General features: G+C 72.8%; 18 protein-coding genes. 4 read left to right on the top strand and 14 right to left on the bottom strand.

Annotated features, from left to right (window positions below; all coding sequences use genetic code 11):
* Positions 1-43: 43 nt before the first annotated feature.
* A complete protein-coding gene (locus tag ACIP6W_RS04130; RefSeq protein ID WP_066651677.1) occupies positions 44-658 on the top strand; it encodes an antibiotic biosynthesis monooxygenase in 615 nt (204 codons plus the stop codon).
* 37 nt (positions 659-695) lie between these two features.
* On the opposite strand, the gene ACIP6W_RS04135 is transcribed toward ACIP6W_RS04130, so the two are convergent.
* The 4 genes from ACIP6W_RS04135 to ACIP6W_RS04150 form a co-directional block, all read right to left on the bottom strand.
* The gene (locus ACIP6W_RS04135; protein ID WP_066651676.1) at positions 696-1,631 is read right to left on the bottom strand and encodes a Ppx/GppA phosphatase family protein; all 936 of its coding nucleotides are present in this window, start codon (positions 1,629-1,631) and stop codon (positions 696-698) included.
* A gap of 137 nt (positions 1,632-1,768) precedes the next feature.
* Entirely contained in the window at positions 1,769-2,626 is an 858-nt protein-coding gene (locus tag ACIP6W_RS04140) for a ribokinase (protein ID WP_271826985.1), read from the bottom strand.
* Positions 2,623-4,041, bottom strand: a complete 1,419-nt coding sequence (locus ACIP6W_RS04145) for an MFS transporter (RefSeq protein WP_400428879.1) — start codon at positions 4,039-4,041, stop codon at positions 2,623-2,625. Before ACIP6W_RS04145 ends, ACIP6W_RS04140 begins: the two co-directional genes overlap by 4 nt.
* Positions 4,038-5,066 carry a nucleoside hydrolase gene (locus ACIP6W_RS04150; protein WP_066651673.1) on the bottom strand — a complete coding sequence of 343 codons (1,029 nt, stop codon included), beginning with the start codon at positions 5,064-5,066 and terminating at the stop codon, positions 4,038-4,040. Before ACIP6W_RS04150 ends, ACIP6W_RS04145 begins: the two co-directional genes overlap by 4 nt.
* A gap of 232 nt (positions 5,067-5,298) precedes the next feature.
* Here ACIP6W_RS04150 and ACIP6W_RS04155 point away from each other — a divergent pair, with 232 nt between their 5' ends.
* Positions 5,299-6,306, top strand: coding sequence for a LacI family DNA-binding transcriptional regulator (locus tag ACIP6W_RS04155; RefSeq protein WP_326497040.1), 1,008 nt, complete (start codon positions 5,299-5,301; stop codon positions 6,304-6,306).
* 357 nt (positions 6,307-6,663) lie between these two features.
* Here the strand turns inward: ACIP6W_RS04155 and ACIP6W_RS04160 are convergent, their stop codons facing one another.
* The 9 genes from ACIP6W_RS04160 to ACIP6W_RS04200 all read right to left on the bottom strand — a co-directional run bounded on the left by ACIP6W_RS04160 (position 6,664) and on the right by ACIP6W_RS04200 (position 13,386).
* Entirely contained in the window at positions 6,664-8,373 is a 1,710-nt protein-coding gene (locus ACIP6W_RS04160; RefSeq protein WP_400428408.1) for an MDR family MFS transporter, read from the bottom strand.
* Positions 8,370-8,993 carry a TetR/AcrR family transcriptional regulator gene (locus ACIP6W_RS04165; protein ID WP_235426427.1) on the bottom strand — a complete coding sequence of 208 codons (624 nt, stop codon included), beginning with the start codon at positions 8,991-8,993 and terminating at the stop codon, positions 8,370-8,372. Before ACIP6W_RS04165 ends, ACIP6W_RS04160 begins: the two co-directional genes overlap by 4 nt.
* Before the next feature lie 47 nt (positions 8,994-9,040).
* Positions 9,041-9,523 (bottom strand): GNAT family N-acetyltransferase, encoded by a 483-nt coding sequence (locus ACIP6W_RS04170; protein WP_235426426.1) that lies wholly within the window; start codon positions 9,521-9,523, stop codon positions 9,041-9,043.
* 33 nt (positions 9,524-9,556) lie between these two features.
* Positions 9,557-10,237: an HAD family hydrolase gene (locus ACIP6W_RS04175; RefSeq protein WP_066651668.1), complete on the bottom strand. Its 681-nt coding sequence runs from the start codon at positions 10,235-10,237 to the stop codon at positions 9,557-9,559.
* 48 nt (positions 10,238-10,285) lie between these two features.
* Positions 10,286-10,927 carry an MBL fold metallo-hydrolase gene (locus ACIP6W_RS04180; protein WP_400428410.1) on the bottom strand — a complete coding sequence of 214 codons (642 nt, stop codon included), beginning with the start codon at positions 10,925-10,927 and terminating at the stop codon, positions 10,286-10,288.
* Between the two features lie 54 nt (positions 10,928-10,981).
* Positions 10,982-11,407, bottom strand: a complete 426-nt coding sequence (locus ACIP6W_RS04185) for a MarR family winged helix-turn-helix transcriptional regulator (protein WP_209684316.1) — start codon at positions 11,405-11,407, stop codon at positions 10,982-10,984.
* A 79-nt stretch (positions 11,408-11,486) separates the two neighbouring features.
* Entirely contained in the window at positions 11,487-12,059 is a 573-nt protein-coding gene (locus tag ACIP6W_RS04190) for a DUF3618 domain-containing protein (protein ID WP_400428412.1), read from the bottom strand.
* Positions 12,056-12,499 (bottom strand): phage holin family protein, encoded by a 444-nt coding sequence (locus tag ACIP6W_RS04195; protein ID WP_066651661.1) that lies wholly within the window; start codon positions 12,497-12,499, stop codon positions 12,056-12,058. The genes ACIP6W_RS04190 and ACIP6W_RS04195 overlap by 4 nt, the downstream gene beginning before the upstream one ends.
* Positions 12,496-13,386, bottom strand: coding sequence for a hypothetical protein (locus ACIP6W_RS04200; RefSeq protein ID WP_311205781.1), 891 nt, complete (start codon positions 13,384-13,386; stop codon positions 12,496-12,498). The genes ACIP6W_RS04195 and ACIP6W_RS04200 overlap by 4 nt, the downstream gene beginning before the upstream one ends.
* Before the next feature lie 199 nt (positions 13,387-13,585).
* On the opposite strand from ACIP6W_RS04200, the gene ACIP6W_RS04205 reads away from it, so the two are divergent.
* Together ACIP6W_RS04205 and ACIP6W_RS04210 are read left to right on the top strand one after the other, a co-directional pair.
* Complete coding sequence (locus ACIP6W_RS04205; protein WP_400428415.1) at positions 13,586-14,350, top strand: glycosyltransferase family 2 protein; 765 nt, start codon at positions 13,586-13,588, stop codon at positions 14,348-14,350.
* 83 nt (positions 14,351-14,433) lie between these two features.
* Positions 14,434-15,138, top strand: coding sequence for a hypothetical protein (locus tag ACIP6W_RS04210; RefSeq protein ID WP_400428417.1), 705 nt, complete (start codon positions 14,434-14,436; stop codon positions 15,136-15,138).
* Here the strand turns inward: ACIP6W_RS04210 and ACIP6W_RS04215 are convergent.
* Positions 15,121-15,729, bottom strand: coding sequence for a helix-turn-helix domain-containing protein (locus tag ACIP6W_RS04215; protein ID WP_066651653.1), 609 nt, complete (start codon positions 15,727-15,729; stop codon positions 15,121-15,123). The two genes, ACIP6W_RS04210 and ACIP6W_RS04215, sit on opposite strands and share 18 nt — an antisense overlap.
* Between the last annotated feature and the right edge of the window lie 31 nt (positions 15,730-15,760).

Below are 15,760 nucleotides of genomic sequence, written 5' to 3' on the forward strand. Positions count from 1 at the left end.
GTGCCGTCACGAGCCGGAAACACGACTCCGCGAGACTGTCCGCATGACTCCACAAGAGCCAGGGAGCCTGCAGTCGTCATCCGTGACCGCAGGCCCGCCCGTCACCGTGTCCATCACCCGACTGGTCGAACCCGACCGCATCCCCGACGCCACCGCGTGGGTGCAGTCCGGCGTCAACCTCGCGAACCGCTACCCGGGCTTCCTCGGCTCCGGGTGGGTCCGGTCGCACGCCACCAGTCGGGAGTGGCACATGCTCTACCGGTTCGCCGACCACGAGCAGCTCGCCACGTGGGAGAACTCCGACGACCGGCTCCGCTGGCTCGACCAGGGGCGTGACCTCGTGGTGGAGTCCCGGGTGGAGAAGCGCACCGGCATCGAGGGCTGGTTCGACGCCCCGCAGGACGCCCCCGCGTCGAGCGCCCCGCCCCGCTGGAAGCAGGCCGTGAGCATCTGGCTCGGGTTCTTCCCGGTCAACCTCGCCTTCACCTACCTGGTCGGCTGGCTCGTCCCGGCGTTCGGGCACCTGGCCGTGCTGCCCCGCGTGCTCGTCACGACGCTCGTGCTCACGCCGATCATGACGTTCTGGGTGCTGCCCGTCGTCACGGGGCTGATCCGCCCGTGGCTGCTCGCTCCCCCGCGACCCGCCCGGCAGCGCTAGGCCCCGTCCGAGCCCGACCACCTGGCTGGGCCGGGTCTCATCCGAGCACGGAGAGCTGGTCGAGCCGCTCGAGGATCACGCCCTCGCGCAGCGCCCACGGGCAGATCTCGAGCGCCGGCAGGTCGAAGATGTCCAGGCAGGCCTCGGCGACGAGCGCTCCCGGGACGACCTGGTGCGCCCGGCTCGGCGAGACGCCCGGCAGCTCGGCCAGCTGGTCGAGCGACATCGTCAGGAGTGACGGCAGCCGCTCGCGGAGCACCGTACCGTCGAGGGACCGCGGCACGAGCGGTCCCGCGGCCGAGGGCGCGGCGCCGCAGATCCGGGCGATCGACCGGAAGGTCTTCGAGGTCGCCACCGCCCGGTCGGGCCGCCCGGCGCGCAGCAGCAGTCCGGCGTCGCGGGCGATCGCGACGCGGATCTCGTGGCGGATGCGGCGGACGTCGTCCTCCGAGGGCGTGCCCGCAGCGAAGTACCGGCGCGCGAGTCGGGCTGCTCCGATCGGCATCGACCACGCGACGTCGGGGGCCTCGTCGGCACCACCGGCGATCTCCAGGGAGCCACCGCCGATGTCGAACACCGCGAGGCGTCCGGCGGACCACCCGAACCAGCGTCGGACGGCCAGGAAGGTCAGCCGCGCCTCGTCCTCGCCGGACAGCACCGCGAGCTCGACACCGGTCTCCCGCTCGACGTGCGCGAGCACCTCGTCGGAGTTCACGGCGTCGCGGACGGCCGAGGTCGCGAAGCCGAGCATGTCCTCGCAGCCGCGCTCCTCGGCGACGCGGACGGCGTCGGCGACGAAGGTCGTCAGCGCGTCGACCCCGACCGCGGTCACCGCGCCCGACTCGTCGAGGTGCTCGGCGAGCCGGAGGGCCTGCTTGAACGACGACGCCGGCAGGGGCGCGGCTCCGCCGTGGGCGTCCACCACGAGCAGGTGGCCGGTGTTGGACCCGATGTCGAGGACTCCGACGCGCATGCACCAACGCTAGCGGCCGATGTCCCCCGTAGGACGCAACCCCGGCGACACCTCGCAACGGTACAGCGCTGCGAGCAGCCGCCAGGGTTGCGATTCGCGGAACGGTCGGGACGGGACGGGCGGACGGGAGGCCCGGGCTACGGCCGCAGGAACGACTCCAGGTCCGACGTGGTCGGGTAGGAGGCCTGCGCGCCCGGCTTCGTCGCGGCGTACGCGCCGACGCCGACGGCGAAGCGCGCGGCCTCGAGCAGGGTGTCCCCGGCGTCGAGTCGGAGCGCCACCGCCCCCATGAACGCGTCGCCGCAGCCCGTGGTGTCGACGGGCTCGACCCGGACGGCGTCGACGTCGACAGGCGCGGCATCCCCGTCGTGCACCGTGCAGCCCGCGCCGCCCCGGGTCACGATCGAGCGTGCGACGCCGTGGTCCCCGAGCTCGGCGGCCTCGTGCTCGTTGACCAGCAGCACGTCGGTCAGGTCGAGGAGCTCCTGCGGCACGGCGCCGAACGGCGACAGGTTCGTGAGCACCGTCGCTCCGGCGGCACGACCGGCCCGCGCGGCGGCGAGCACGACGTCGATCGAGACCTCGAGGCAGAGACCGAGCACCCCGGCGCCGTCGAGGGCGTCGGCGGGTACGTCGTCCGGGGTCAGCGTGGCGTTCGCGCCGCCCGAGATCACGATGGTGTTCTCCCCCGCGGCGTCGACCGTGATGACGGCCGTCCCGGTGGCGACGCCCTGCCGGACCGCCACGTGCGTGGTGTCCACGCCGGCCGATGCGACGGACTCGCGCAGCAGTGTGCCGTTCCCGTCGTCGCCGACCGCACCGATCATGCGGACGGTGCCCCCGAGCCTCCCGGCTGCCACCGCCTGGTTGGCGGACTTGCCACCGGGCAGGATCGCGAGGTCGGACCCCTGCAGGGTCTCCCCGGGCTTCGGGAAACGCTCGGTGCGGACCACCAGGTCCGCGTTGAGGCTGCCCACGACGACGATGCCGCTCATGCGGTGGCTCCTGTCTCGGCCGAGGCCGGGCGCGGGATGAGGAAGGACGTGGCGAGTGCCGCGCAGGTGATCGCGGCACCGAGGAGCATGCCACCGGAGTAGCCGGCGGTGCCCGCTGACCCGCCGGTGCCGAGTGCGATCTGCAGCGCCGGGAGGACCGCGAAGCTGATGCCCGCACCGAGGTTGAACGCGCCCGCGTTGAGGCCCGGCAGGAAACCCGGGTTCGAGTCCGGCGAGAGCACGATGCCGAGCCCGTTCAGCACGATGTTCGCGATGCCCGCGTAGGTGATGCCGATGAGCACGGTGGCGGCGACGAGCACGGGCAGCGAGTGGACGCCGACGAACGCCATGACGAGCGTCGCGACGATGCTGCCGACGAGGCCGACGCGGAGCACGGCGCGGTAGCCGAGCGTCGGCGCGAGGCGGCCGGAGAAGGGTCCGACGACCCAGCCCACCAGCGCGTACGGCACGAGGAACGCGAGCGATGCGACGTCCGCCTCCATGCCGAAGCCGACCTCGTCGTTCTGGGCCAGGCTCGTGACCAGCCCGTTCACGACGGCGAAGACCCCCGTCATGGTGAGCAGCGTCGTCACGAGGAGCGCCCAGGTCCCGCGACGCCGCAGGTACCGGGTCTCGACGAGCGGCTCGCGGACCCGCGACTCGACCGCCCAGAAGACCGCGAACGCGACCAGGGCGACGACGATCCCGCCGACGACGAGCGCCCAGTCGGCCTGGGCGAGCTTGCCGGCCTCGTTGAACGCCGTGAGCAGTGCGCCGACGCTGACGACGAGCGGGAGCACGCCCCACCAGTCCATCCGGGTGCCGGCGGACGGCTTCGACTCGACGCCCCACACCGCCACCATGAGCGCGGCGAGGACCGTGACGACCGCGATCACCCAGAAGATGCCGCGGAAGCCGAAGTGGGTGGCGATCCAGCCTCCGGCCAGCGCGTCGACACCGGCGATGCCACCGTTCACGGCGGTGAGCAGGCCGAGGGCTGCGCCGTAGCGCTTGGGGTCGGCGATCTCGTTGCGCAGGATGAGCAGGCCGATCGGGACGACCGGCCCGGTGACGCCCTGGATCATGCGGCCGGCGAAGAGCATCGGCACGTTCACGGCGAGGGCGGCGACCACGCTGCCGACGAGCATCACGAGGAGCATGCCGAGCAGGACCCGCTTGCGGCCGACGATGTCGGACAGCCGGGGCAGGAACAGTGAGAACAGGGCGGCGATCGTGAAGAACAGCGTCTGCGAGAGCCCGATGGTCGCGTCGTCGGTGCGGAGTTCGTCCGCCATCGTCGCGAGCGCCGGGCTGAGCATGCTCGCGTTGAGCTGGAACGCGACGCACGCGGCGAGCAGGGCGGCGGTGAGGGCGCCGATCGACTTCGTCGTCGAGGTGGTGGTCACGGTGCTCAGGCCTCCGGGGTGACGGTGGTGTCGGCGGACTCGACGGCCCGGGCTGCGGCGCGCGGGGACCACCCGGTGTCGGGCGTCTCGCCGATCCGCTCGAGGGCGTCGACGACCAGGTCCCAGAAGCGCCCGTGGTCGAGCTCCATCGCCGCGGACGTGCGGCAGTCCTCGGGCGCGGGACCGCGGAGGTCCGCGACGGTCATGCCGAGCGTGTGGGTGCCCGTCGTCTCGATCGCGATCGGCATCCGCACCGCGCGGACGATCGTCGGGTCGATGACGTACGCGACGGCGCAGGGGTCGTGCACGGGCGGGGCGTCGAACCCCTGGGCGTCCTCGTAGGCCTTGCCGAAGAACTCGAGCAGCTCGCCGACGAACGCTGCGGGCCCGGTGCCGACGGCGGCGATGCGCGCGGCCACCTCGGGGGTGGCGAGTGCCTGGTGGGTCAGGTCGAGCCCGACCATGACGACGTCCCACCCGGCGCGGAACACGATGTCCGCTGCCTCGGGGTCGATGACGATGTTGAACTCGGCGACCGGGCTCCAGTTGCCCACGTGCACGCCGCCGCCCATCAGGACGACCTGCTTGACGCGCTCGACGATGCGCGGTTCCTTGCGGACGGCGAGGGCGATGTTCGTCAGGCCCGCGGTCGGCACGATCGTCACGGTGCCGGGCTCGTGCGCCATCACGGTGTCGATGATGAGGTCGACCGCGTGCCGCTCGTCCAGGCCGAACGACGGCTCGGGGAGCATCGGCCCGTCCAGGCCGCTCTCGCCGTGGATCTCCGGGGCGACCTCGATCTCGCGCAGCAGCGGCCGGTCGGCGCCCGCAGCGAACGGCACGCCCGTGATGCCGGCGATGCGCGCCACGGCGAGGGCGTTGCGGGTGACCTTCGGCAGGGTCTGGTTGCCGACGACGGTGGTGACGGCGAGGAGCTCGATCGTCGGGTTGCCGTGTGCCAGCAGGATGGCGACGGCGTCGTCGTGGCCGGGGTCGCAGTCGAGGATGATCTTCTGCGTCGTTGCATCGGGCACCTTGGGCGCTCCACTTCGTCGGGGATCGGCGTCGGCGGGCCGCTCGCAGCCCGTCGTGTCCGGCAGCGCCGGACGGAGGTATGTGCTCGACGCGGTGGGGTCCGCACTGTGGAGGAACCAACTCCAGCGCGGCGCGTCAAGCGTTTGACATTCGAACACGTCAAACGCTTGACGTCAACTCCGAGCGATCCTCGTCCGACCGCGTGCCCTCGCCGGTCGGTAGGCTCGTCGGGTGCCCTCCCCCGCCGCTCACGGCCGTCGCGTGACCGCGGCGATGGTGGCCGAACGCGCGGGGACGAGCATCGCGACGGTCTCCCTGGTCGTCAACGGCAAGGAGCGCGGGCGGGTGTCCCCGCCGATCGCGGAGCGGGTGCGCGACGCGGTGGAGGCCCTCGGGTACGTCGTCGACCACGCGGCGAGCACCCTCGCCCGCGGCACCGGCGACCTGGTCGTGCTCATCGCACCCGACCTGTCGAACCCGTTCTTCGCCGAGGTGATCCGCGGCGTGCGCGACACGCTCGGCGACCGGTACCAGCTCGTGCTCTCGGTCACCGAGCGCGGCGCACAGCCCACCGCCGCCGACCTCCGGCGCTTCGAGCGGCTGCGGCCGGCGGGGATCCTGGTCGACGCCCCGGCAGCCGGCGAGTCGATGGACGCGAGCGTGCCCGTCGTGCTGCTCGACGCCCCCGACGCCGCCGAGGGCACCACCGCCGTCGACTACGACCTCGCTCCGGGCATCGACGCGCTCGTCGCCCACCTGCGGGACCGCGGACACGACCACGTGGCGTACCTCGACGGCACCGCTCGGGTCGCCACGTTCGGCATCCGCCACCGGATGTTCGACGAGGCCTGCGCCGCCGCCGGGATCACGGTCTCGGAGATCGGTGCCCGCGCGGACCTGACGGTGGACGCCGCCGCACTGGCGACCGAGCACGTGGTCGAGGCGTGGCACGAGGACGGCGTCACCGCGGTCGTGGCGGCGGCGGACACCCTGGCGTACGGCGTGCTCCGGGTGGCGGGCGCGATGGGGCTCCGGGTCCCCGAGGACCTGGCGGTCGCGGGCTTCGACGACCTGCCCTCGTCGTCGGTCACGGCGCCGGCCCTGACGAGCGTCGCCCTGCCGGGAGCCGAGCTCGGCCGCACCGCCGCCCTGCGCCTGCTCGCGACGATCGACGGCACCGCGGTGGAGCCCGTCGACCTGCCGGCCCGCCTGGTCCCCCGCGCCAGCACCGGCGCCTGACGGCGCCTCCGCACGATCCACCGGACGGGAGGCGCGGGACCGGCCGGCACCGCGCCTCCCGTCCGACACGGCGCACGTCCGACGACGCGGCCCCGTTCCGGCGGCCAGACGCGGTGTCGGACCGCGATACGCCGGCGTCTGCCCGAGACGCACCGGAACACGCGAGACGCCCCCGGTTCCGGAGGCGTCTCGCCCGCGCGGGGGCGTCTCAGACCGACGCCGGCGTCTCGGCGCGGGGAGCGCCAGCGGCAGGCGGAGGTGTCCCGCCCCGACGCCGGCGTCTCGGCGCACGGAACCCCTGTCACGGACGGGGCGTCTCGCGCAGACGCCGGCGTCTCGGCGCACGGAGCGCCCGCGTCAGGCGGAGGTGTCCCGCCCCGACACCGGCGTCTCGCCGCGCTCCGACGCCCGGCCGGGCGACGGGGCCGCGGCCGACCCGGCCGTCCCGGCCCGCTGCGCACGCTCGAGCTCGTCCGCCTCGGCGCCGCCGACCGCCTCGCCACGGGCGACCATGCCGGCCGTGTCCGACAGGCGGATCTGCGGCAGGAACAGTGCGAGCAGGAACGCGATCGCGATGAACGGCAGCAGGTACCAGAACACCGGCGCGAGGGAATCGGCGTACGCGTTGACGATGCCGTCCTGCACCGCCTCGGGCAGCTTCGCGACGGTCGCCGGGTCGATGCTGCCCGCGGAGGACGCCGCGTCGGTGGCGGACCCGCCGGCCGAGGTGAAGACGTCGGTCAGCGCGCTCGTCAGCCGTGCCGTGAACAGCGCGCCGAAGACGGCGGTGCCCAGTGATGCGCCGACCTCGCGGAAGTAGTTGTTCGTCGACGTGGCGGTACCCACCTGCTCCGCGGGCACGGCGTTCTGTGCGACGAGGACGACCACCTGCATGATGAGCCCGAGCCCCGCGCCGAACACGAACAGGTAGGCGCAGATGAGCCAGATCGGGGTGTCCGCGGCGAGCTGCGTCATGGCGAGCATGGCCAGCGCGACGAGCACCGTGCCGACGATCGGGAACGCCCGGTAACGGCCGGTCTTGGTGATGAGGTTGCCGGACGCGATCGACGTACCGATGAGGCCGACCATCATCGGCAGCATGAGCAGGCCGGACACCGCGGCCGAGGTGCCCGACGCCATCTGCAGGAACGTCGGGACGAACCCGATCGCGGCGAACATGCCGATGCCGAGCACGAGGCCGATGCCCGTCGCGAGCAGGAACGTGCGGTTGCGGAAGAAGGACATCGGCAGCACCGGGTCCTCGACGCGCGACTCGACGAGCACGAGCAGCGCGGCCGAGACGACGAGTCCGGCGAACCAGGCCCACGTCTCGGGGGCGTCCCAGCCGTGGTCCCTGCTGCCGCCGAACTCGGAGAAGAACACGAGGCAGGTGGTCGCGGCGGACATGAGCACGACGCCGAGCACGTCGATCCGCTTCTCGGCCTTCTTCGTCGGCAGGGTCAGCGCGAACCAGGCGACGAAGAACGCCGCGATGCCGACCGGGATGTTGATGTAGAACGCCCAGTTCCAGGTGAGGTGGTCGACGAAGAACCCGCCGAGCAGCGGGCCGCCGATCGCCGACAGGCCGAAGATCGCGCCGAGCGGGCCGAGGTACTTGCCGCGCTCCGAGGCGGGGACGATGTCGGCGATGATCGCCTGCGACAGGATCATCAGGCCACCGCCGCCCAGGCCCTGCATCGCGCGGAAGACGACGAGCTGCGTGAAGTCGCCGGCGAAGGCGCAGCCGGCGGACGCGATCGTGAACAGGGCGATCGCGACGAGGAACAGGTTGCGGCGCCCGAGGACGTCGCCGAACTTGCCGTAGATCGGCATCACGATGGTCGATGCGAGCAGGTACCCGGTCGTGAGCCAGGCCTGGTGCGCGACGCCGCCGAGTTCGCCCACGATGGTGGGCATCGCCGTCGACACGATCGTCTGGTCGAGGCTCGACAGGAGCATCCCGGCGATGAGGGCGGAGAAGATGATCCAGATGCGTCGCTGCGTCAGCAGCAGCGGTCCGTCGGATCCGGGTCGGGCACGCTTCGTGCCCTGCGCGGTGGCGCTCATGCGGTGTGGTCCTGTCCGGTGGTGGTGATGGCCGCCCTGAGCTGGCGGAGGTTGTCGGTGAGCAGCGCGTCGAACGACGGCCCGGTCGACTCGTCGAAGGCGTCGTCGAAGTAGGTGCCGGCGGTGACCTTGAGCAGGCCCGCGGCCGCCTCGGCGACCAGCTGGGCCCGTCGATCGTCCGGGTCGGTCCACCCGAAGCGCTCCCGCACGGCCTGTCCGACCGCGGCGAGCTGGACGTCCGCGGCCGCCAGGAACTTCGCGACCATCAGCGGCTCGGCGTCGAACACCCGACGGACCAGGGCCTCGTCGGCGCGGTCGAGCCCGACGACGTGCATCTGCTCGATCGCGAGCGCGACGATCGACCCGAGCGGGTCGAGGTCCGTCGGCACGAGCGAGCCGTCTGCGTACGCCGCGAGCAGTTCCGACATGGCGCCCTGCTCGATGCCGAGCACGGCGTCGTCCTTCGACGCGAAGTGGTTGAAGAACGTGCGCCGCGAGACGCCGACCGTCTCGCAGAGCTGCTCGATGGTGAAGCCGTGCAGACCGTGCTCGATCGTGGCCCGGCGTGCCTCGACGACCATGCGTCGGCGCAGCGTGCGGGTGCGTTCGGTGGGGCTCACCGAGCAAGAATTGCACTCTGATGCTGAGAGTGCAACAGGAGGACGGGTTACAGCGCCTTCGCGAAGCAGAACGACCAGGGCATGGTCGCGGCGTACGGCTCGTAGACGTCGATCTGCTGCCACCCCGTCTTGCGGTACAGCGCGACGGCCTCGGGCTGCTTGTCGCCGGTCTGCAGGATCACGCGGGACACGCCCTGCTCGCGTGCGACCTGCTCGCCCTCGGTGAGCAGCGCGGTGGCGGCGCCCTTGCCGCGGGCGGCGGCGAGGACGATCAGGCGCTTCAGCTCGACCTCGTCGCCGAGGTGCCGGACGGCGATGTGCCCGAGGGCGGAACCGTCCTCGTCGATCGCGAGCAACGAGGTGATCACGGTCGCCGGGTCGACGGCCAGCACACGGTTCCGCTCGGCAGTGACGGCCGGGTCCTCGTCCGCGTGCCCGTCACCGTAGCGCTCGTGCATCTCGTCGTCCATGGTGGCGCGGAGGGCAACTCCACGAGGGTCGTCCCAGGCAACGCGCTCGATCGTGATCACGATCGTCCATCCTCGCACGCACCGGGGCGGGACTCAGGCCAGCGCGGCGATCGGCCCCTCGCCCGCCCGGAACGCGGCGAGCACGGCGGCTGCGTCGTCGTACACGGCCGCGGCTCCCGCTCCACGGAGTTCGTCGCCGCCGATCCCGCCGGTCATGACACCGACGCAGGGCAGCCCGACCTTCCCCGACGACTCGACGTCCCACATGGCGTCACCGACCATCACCGCGCGATCCGCAGCGACGCCGACCTTGTCGAGCGCGACCTGGATGATCCCGGGGTCCGGCTTCGCCTGCTCGACGTCCTCCGAGCTCGTCTCGGCCGTCACCCACGCGGACGCGTCGAGCAGCTCGCGCAGCACCGACAGCTCCGACTCGGGCGCACTCGTCGCCAGCACGACCGCGTGGCCGGCGTCGGCGACCGCCTCGAGCAGTTCCCGCGCCCCGGGCAGCAGCCGCAGCTGCGGCATGTGCTCCGAGTAGTAGGCGGTGTGGAACTGCTTCGCGGTGTCACGGACCTCGTCGGAGGCGTCGGGCAGCAGCTCCTCGAGCAGGCGCCCGGAGTCCATGCCGATCGCGCGGTGGATCCGCCACGCGTCGACGGACTCGCCGGCGGCGCGGAACGCTCGCCACCATGCGTCGACGTGCGCGTAGTTCGAGTCGGCGAGGGTGCCGTCGATGTCGAAGAGGACGGCGGTCGAGGGAGCATCAGGCATCCACCCAGCCTGCTCCCACGACCACCGGTTCGACCCAGGGTCGCGCGATCAGACCTCGATCGACGAACCGACGGGCAGGATCGACGCCGGGACGCCACCGAGGCCCTCGGTGCCGAACATCCGGACGTTCATCTCCTGACCACCCTCGCTGAGGAGCAGCTCGTGGATCTGCACCACGTGCTCCGGTGCGACCGCGCGGACGTAGTCGACACCTTCGCCGGTCTTCGCCCACGGCCCGCTCGTCGGGACGAGCAGGGTCCGGACCGGGACGTCCGGCACGAGGTAGGCGTCGCCCGGGTGGAAGACGGCGTCGTTCACCAGGTAGCCCACGTTCGCGATGGTGGGGATGTCGCGGTGGATGACCGCGTGCTCCTCCCCGAAGACCCGGGCACGGAAGGGCCCGACCTCGACCGTGTCGCCCGCGGCGACCGCGCGGACGCGGCCGTCGTGGTCGCCGAGCTGCTCGACGACCGACGCCGGACCGTGGACGACGACGTCGGCGCTGCGCTCCAGACCCGCACGGATCGCGTCGACGGCGAAGTGGTCGGCGTGCTCGTGGGTGACGAGGACGACCGTGGCCCGGGCGACGAGGTCGGCGGACTCGGGCGTGAACGAGCCCGGGTCGATGACGAGCGAGGCGCCGTCCTGCTCGAGGACGACGGTGGCGTGGTTGTACTTCGTCAGCTGCATGTCGTCAACTGTACAACACTGTTGTACAAATGGGACCGGTTGTCGGAGGGACCCTCAGTCAGCCCGGCGCGCCAGACGCTCGAGGATGTCGGGCAACCGGGCGAGGAGCGCGCGCTCGTCGTCGTCGAGCTCCGCACGCACGGCCGTCGCGAGCCAGTCCGCGCGCCCGTCCATGTCCCGCTGCAGCGCGGCGCGGCCGGCATCGGTGATGCGGATCACCGACGCCCGTCGGTCCGTCTCGGACACGGTCCGCTCGACGTACTCCTGGCTCGTCAGCTCCGCAACGGTCCGGGACTGCCCCTGGTGCTTCACGCCGCGTCGCCGGGCGAGCTCCGCGATCGTCATCGGCCCCTCGCGTCCGAGGAACCCCAGCGTCGTCGAGTGCGCCGGCGGCAGGCTGTCGCCCTCGCGCCGGGCCGCCCGCACGACGCGGCCGATCGACTGGCGCAACTCGGCGGCGAGTTCGTCGATCGGGTCCATGGGCCCCGACGCTACCGCGGAACGGACGGGAGGCCCGTGGCGGCGTCGCCACGGGCCTCCCGTCCGTCACGGGGTGACGTCAGCTGCTGCGCACGTCGTCCGCAGCACCCTTCGCGTGCTCCTGGACGTCGGACGCGGCGCCCTGCGCCTCGTCCTTGACGGTCTGCGCGGCATCCTGCGCGGTCCCCTTGAGGTCCTGCGCGTGCTCCTTCGCCACGTCGCCCAGCTGCGAACCGACGTCCTTCGCCTGGGACTTGACGTCCTCGACGAGGGGCGCCGCCTTGTCCTTGAGCTCACCGGCGAGCTGCTCCTCCTTGTCGGACGTCGGGATGAGCGACGAGGCGAGCCACCCGGCGCCGAACGCGATGAGCCCGACCGCGAGCGGGTTGCCCTTGGCCTTCTCGACACCCTTGTGCGCAACGTCCTTCGCCTGGTCGGCCGTCCCGGACGCCGACCCCGAGACGCTCGAACCGGCGGAGTGCGCCGAGCCCATCACCGAGTCGCGGACGCCCTGGAAACGGTTCTTCACCCGGTCGGTCTGGCGGTGCGCGATCGACGACGGGTTGACCTTGTCGGCCAGGGCGTCGACGTCGGACCCGAGGGCACCGCGGGTGCGCTCGATGTCGGCACGGATCTCTTCTGGGGTGCTCATGGCTTCCTCCCGGTGTTCGGCTTCAGTGCTTCGGGGACTTCCTTGACGGTCTCGACCGTCTGCGGGGCGCCCTGGATCTCCTTGATCTCCTTGCGCCCCCGGACGGCGAGGATCGCGGCGACGATCGCGTAGACCACGGCGATCACGACGGCGGACCACGCGTTGCCGATGAGGTACCCGAGACCCCACCACGCGGCGATCGACAGGAACAACAGGGCGAACAGGGCGGTGAGCCCGGCGCCGCCGAACATGCCGCCGGCCTTGCCCGCCTTCTTGGCGGACTCGGTGAGCTCCGCCTTGGCGAGGGCGACCTCCTGGCGGAACAGCGACGACAGGTCCTTCGACACGTCGGTCAGCAGTTCGCCCAGGGGCGTCGTGGCGGCGCGTTCCTCGGGCGTCGGCTCACCGAGCGGGGTCGCGCCCGGGACCGTGTGGCTCATACGCCGCTCCCCGTGCCGGTCGAGGTCTCGCCGGCCTCCTTCTCGTGCTTGACCTCGGTGGCGAGGGCCTTCGTCAGGCGTCCGGCGAGGATGCCGGCGCCCGCGGCGAGCGCGATGAACGTGCCGGGACGCTTCGCGGCGAAGGACTTCGCCTCGTCGAGGAGCGAGCCGGGGTCGCGGTTCTCGAGGTACCCGGCTGCGGAGCCCGCGCGGTTCGACAGGTCGCGGACGACCTTCGCGGCGATGCCCTGCTCGTCGTCCTTGTCGGCCATGCGGCCGAGCTGCTCGCCGAGGCTGCGGAGCCCTCCGGCGGCGCGCTCCTGCTGCCCGGCCGCCTGCTCCTTGAGCGTGTCGGAGGCCTGGGAGTAGAGCTGCTTGGCGTGGTCGGTCGCCTCGGAGGCGACGTTCGACGCCTGCTCCTTCGCGGTGCCGGCCACGTCCGCGGCCTTGTCCTTCGCGTCGCCGGCGACGTCCTGCGCGGCACCCTTGGCCGCGTCGGCCTTGCCGCCGTCACTGCTGCCGCCGCCGGCACCGGCACCGGTGCTCGAAGCCGCGGCCCCGCCGACGGGCGGGACGAAGCCGGTGGAGGTGCCGGTGCCCGCGCCCGTGCTCGTCGTCGTGGAGTCGTGCAGCGGTGCCGACGCGCCGGCGGCGGACGGCGTCGCCGGGAGCTGCTCGTCGGCGGGCAGCGCGTCGAGCGGCTCGACGTCGTCGAAGCCGTCGGGCCGGAGGACGTCGTCGAAGTCGCGGTCGGTGTCGCGCGGCGCGGGGACGCCGGTGCCGAAGGAGGGCACCGTCACGCCCGGGTGCACCTCGTGTCCCTCGGCAGCCGCGGTGCGGTCGTGGATGGGCGTCCCGGAGTCGTTCCCGGGTGGGTTCGTGGTCATGGTCGGCCTTCCGGTTCGGTCGCGGCGGGTACGGCACCCGTCGCGCTGGCCCCGACCGTGCGCGACCGGCGCTGCGTTGCAGCACAGGAACGTCGATCTGCGCGGTCGGTCCGTCCACGGAACGCGGAGGGGCTGCCGTGGTCGACCGCGGCAGCGGGGCCGACGGTCCGCCCAGCGCGCCTCCGGCAGGATCGGCAGGGTGCAGCAGGTCTCCGTCGTCGTCCCCGTGCTCGACGATGCCGAGCACCTCGCACGCTGCCTGGACGCACTTGCCGCGCAGACGCACCCCGTGCACGAGGTCCTCGTCGTCGACAACGGCAGCACCGACGACAGCGTCGAGGTCGCCCGGGCCGCGGGCGCGACCGTGCTGCACGAACCCGTGCGCGGCATCGCCTCGGCCTCGGCTCGTGGGTACGACCGCGCCGCGGGCGACGTCATCGCGCGCCTGGATGCCGACTCGGTCCCGCCGCCCGGGTGGATCGCCGAGTCCGTTCGCCTGCTCGGGACGCCGGGCGTCGTGGCCGTGACCGGCCCGGGCCGGCCGAGTCAGGGTGGCCGGGCCCTCCGCCGCCTGTGGGACGCGCTCTACATGCGGCCGTACTTCGTGCTGATGTGGTCCGCGCTCGGACGGCCGCCGCTCTTCGGGTCGGCGACGGCGATGTGGCGCGACACCTGGACGGCGGTGCGCGGCCGCGTGCACCGCGACGACCCCGAGGTGCACGACGACGTCGACCTCTCGATGCAGCTCGACCCCGCCTGGCGCGTCCTGGTCGATCGTGCGCTGACCGTCGAGGTGTCGGCGCGGCCGTTGTCCGGTGCGGCCTCCGTCGCGCGGCGGACCCGGCGCGCGTTCCACACCTTCCGGGTCAACGGCCGGCGGGCGAACCCGGTGCGGCGGTGGGCGCGACGGGGCCGCGTGGCGCTCCGGGCCCGCGTCCCCGCTCGCTGGACCCTCCGGCGCTGACCGGCGCACCGAGCGGCGTCGACGACTACCGTCGGCAGCACGAGGTCGGGTGGACACCTGACGACGCACCCGGGGGCGGAACGATGCGGCACACACGCACCACGACGCTGCTCGCCACGATCGGACTCGGGGTGGGCCTCGCGCTCACCCTGTCGGGGTGCACCGGCGACGGCGGTGACGGCGCCACCCCGACCGCGAGCACGTCCTCGTCGTCGACGACGTCGGGTGCGCCGACCCCGACCGACGGCGCCGCCCCGGCACGGACGCCCGGCACCGGGGCGACGCACACGTCGTCACCGCCGTCGAGCACCGCACCGGCCTCCGCGACGGGCACGGTGCCGGAGACGTGCGACGACCTCGTGACACCGGGCGCGTTCGAGTACACCGACGAGGCAGCTCTGAACGACCCCGCCGTCGTCGGTGACCTCGAGGTCCCCCGCACCGCACTGACCCCGGCACGGCAGTCGAGCGGGCAACGGTTGTACTGCGTCTGGCGTGACCCCGAGGCCGACCTCACGAACCTCACCATCCAGGTCGAGAACGTCGTCCCGTCGCGTGCCACGGAGGCGCTCCGCGGACTGTCCGGCTTCGACTGCGCGTCCGTCGACGACGGGCTCCGGTGCCAGAAGGTCACGCAGAACCCGCAGTACCCCGTGACCGACGGCGACACCTACTTCACCCGCGGCGACATCGGCATCCGCATCGCCCAGTCGAACGTGCCGACGGACGGGCTCCTCGAGGACGTCGTCGGGCACGTGTTCGGCTGCGCCTCAGCCCGCCGGCCGTGACCGCACGTGGGCCCGCTCCCCCTGCGGCCCGTACAGGCAGAGCACCTCGGTGACCTCGTCCGTGGTGTTGCCGACCCAGTGCGGGGTGTGCGTGTCGAACTCGACGACCTCGCCCGGCCCGAGGTCGAAGTCGCGGTCGCCGAGCAGCAGGCGCAGACGTCCCGACAGCACGTAGAGCCACTCGTAGCCCTCGTGCGTCTTCAGGCTCCGGTCGCCGTTCGCCGGCATCGGCGGGATGAGCTGCTTGAACGACCGCACGCCCCCGGTGCGCTTCGTCAGCGGGATCACCACGCGACCGCCGTGCCGCTCGGGCTGCAGGTGGACGCGTGGGTCGCCGGTCTGCGGTGCGCCGACGAGGTCGTCGAGCGGCACCTGGTACGCCCGGGCGAGGGGCAGCAGCAGCTCGAGGGTCGGTCGACGCTGCCCCGACTCGAGCCGCGAGAGCGTCGACACCGAGATGCCGGTCTCCGCGGCGAGCGCCGCGAGCGTGACCTGTCGTCGCTCCCGCAGCGACCGCAGCCGCGGGCCGACCGCGTCGACGACCTGCGCCGTCGTCGGTGGGGTGATCCGTTCCTCCCGGCCGTGCACCATGCGGCCATGTTGCCACACCGGCAAGATTCGT

It is taken from the genome of Curtobacterium sp. NPDC088465, from assembly GCF_044753165.1.
In the GTDB taxonomy this organism is placed as follows: domain Bacteria; phylum Actinomycetota; class Actinomycetes; order Actinomycetales; family Microbacteriaceae; genus Curtobacterium.

Coding starts and splice junctions, on each gene's coding strand:
- ACIP6W_RS04180 (WP_400428410.1), bottom strand. CDS start 10,927: ATGCAGCTGACGAAGTACAACCACGCCACCGTCGTCCTCGAGCAGGAC.
- ACIP6W_RS04160 (WP_400428408.1), bottom strand. CDS start 8,373: ATGAGCGCCACCGCGCAGGGCACGAAGCGTGCCCGACCCGGATCCGAC.
- ACIP6W_RS04210 (WP_400428417.1), top strand. CDS start 14,434: ATGCGGCACACACGCACCACGACGCTGCTCGCCACGATCGGACTCGGG.
- ACIP6W_RS04200 (WP_311205781.1), bottom strand. CDS start 13,386: ATGACCACGAACCCACCCGGGAACGACTCCGGGACGCCCATCCACGAC.
- ACIP6W_RS04140 (WP_271826985.1), bottom strand. CDS start 2,626: ATGAGCGGCATCGTCGTCGTGGGCAGCCTCAACGCGGACCTGGTGGTC.
- ACIP6W_RS04195 (WP_066651661.1), bottom strand. CDS start 12,499: ATGAGCCACACGGTCCCGGGCGCGACCCCGCTCGGTGAGCCGACGCCC.
- ACIP6W_RS04135 (WP_066651676.1), bottom strand. CDS start 1,631: ATGCGCGTCGGAGTCCTCGACATCGGGTCCAACACCGGCCACCTGCTC.
- ACIP6W_RS04190 (WP_400428412.1), bottom strand. CDS start 12,059: ATGAGCACCCCAGAAGAGATCCGTGCCGACATCGAGCGCACCCGCGGT.
- ACIP6W_RS04175 (WP_066651668.1), bottom strand. CDS start 10,237: ATGCCTGATGCTCCCTCGACCGCCGTCCTCTTCGACATCGACGGCACC.
- ACIP6W_RS04185 (WP_209684316.1), bottom strand. CDS start 11,407: ATGGACCCGATCGACGAACTCGCCGCCGAGTTGCGCCAGTCGATCGGC.
- ACIP6W_RS04130 (WP_066651677.1), top strand. CDS start 44: ATGACTCCACAAGAGCCAGGGAGCCTGCAGTCGTCATCCGTGACCGCA.
- ACIP6W_RS04215 (WP_066651653.1), bottom strand. CDS start 15,729: ATGGTGCACGGCCGGGAGGAACGGATCACCCCACCGACGACGGCGCAG.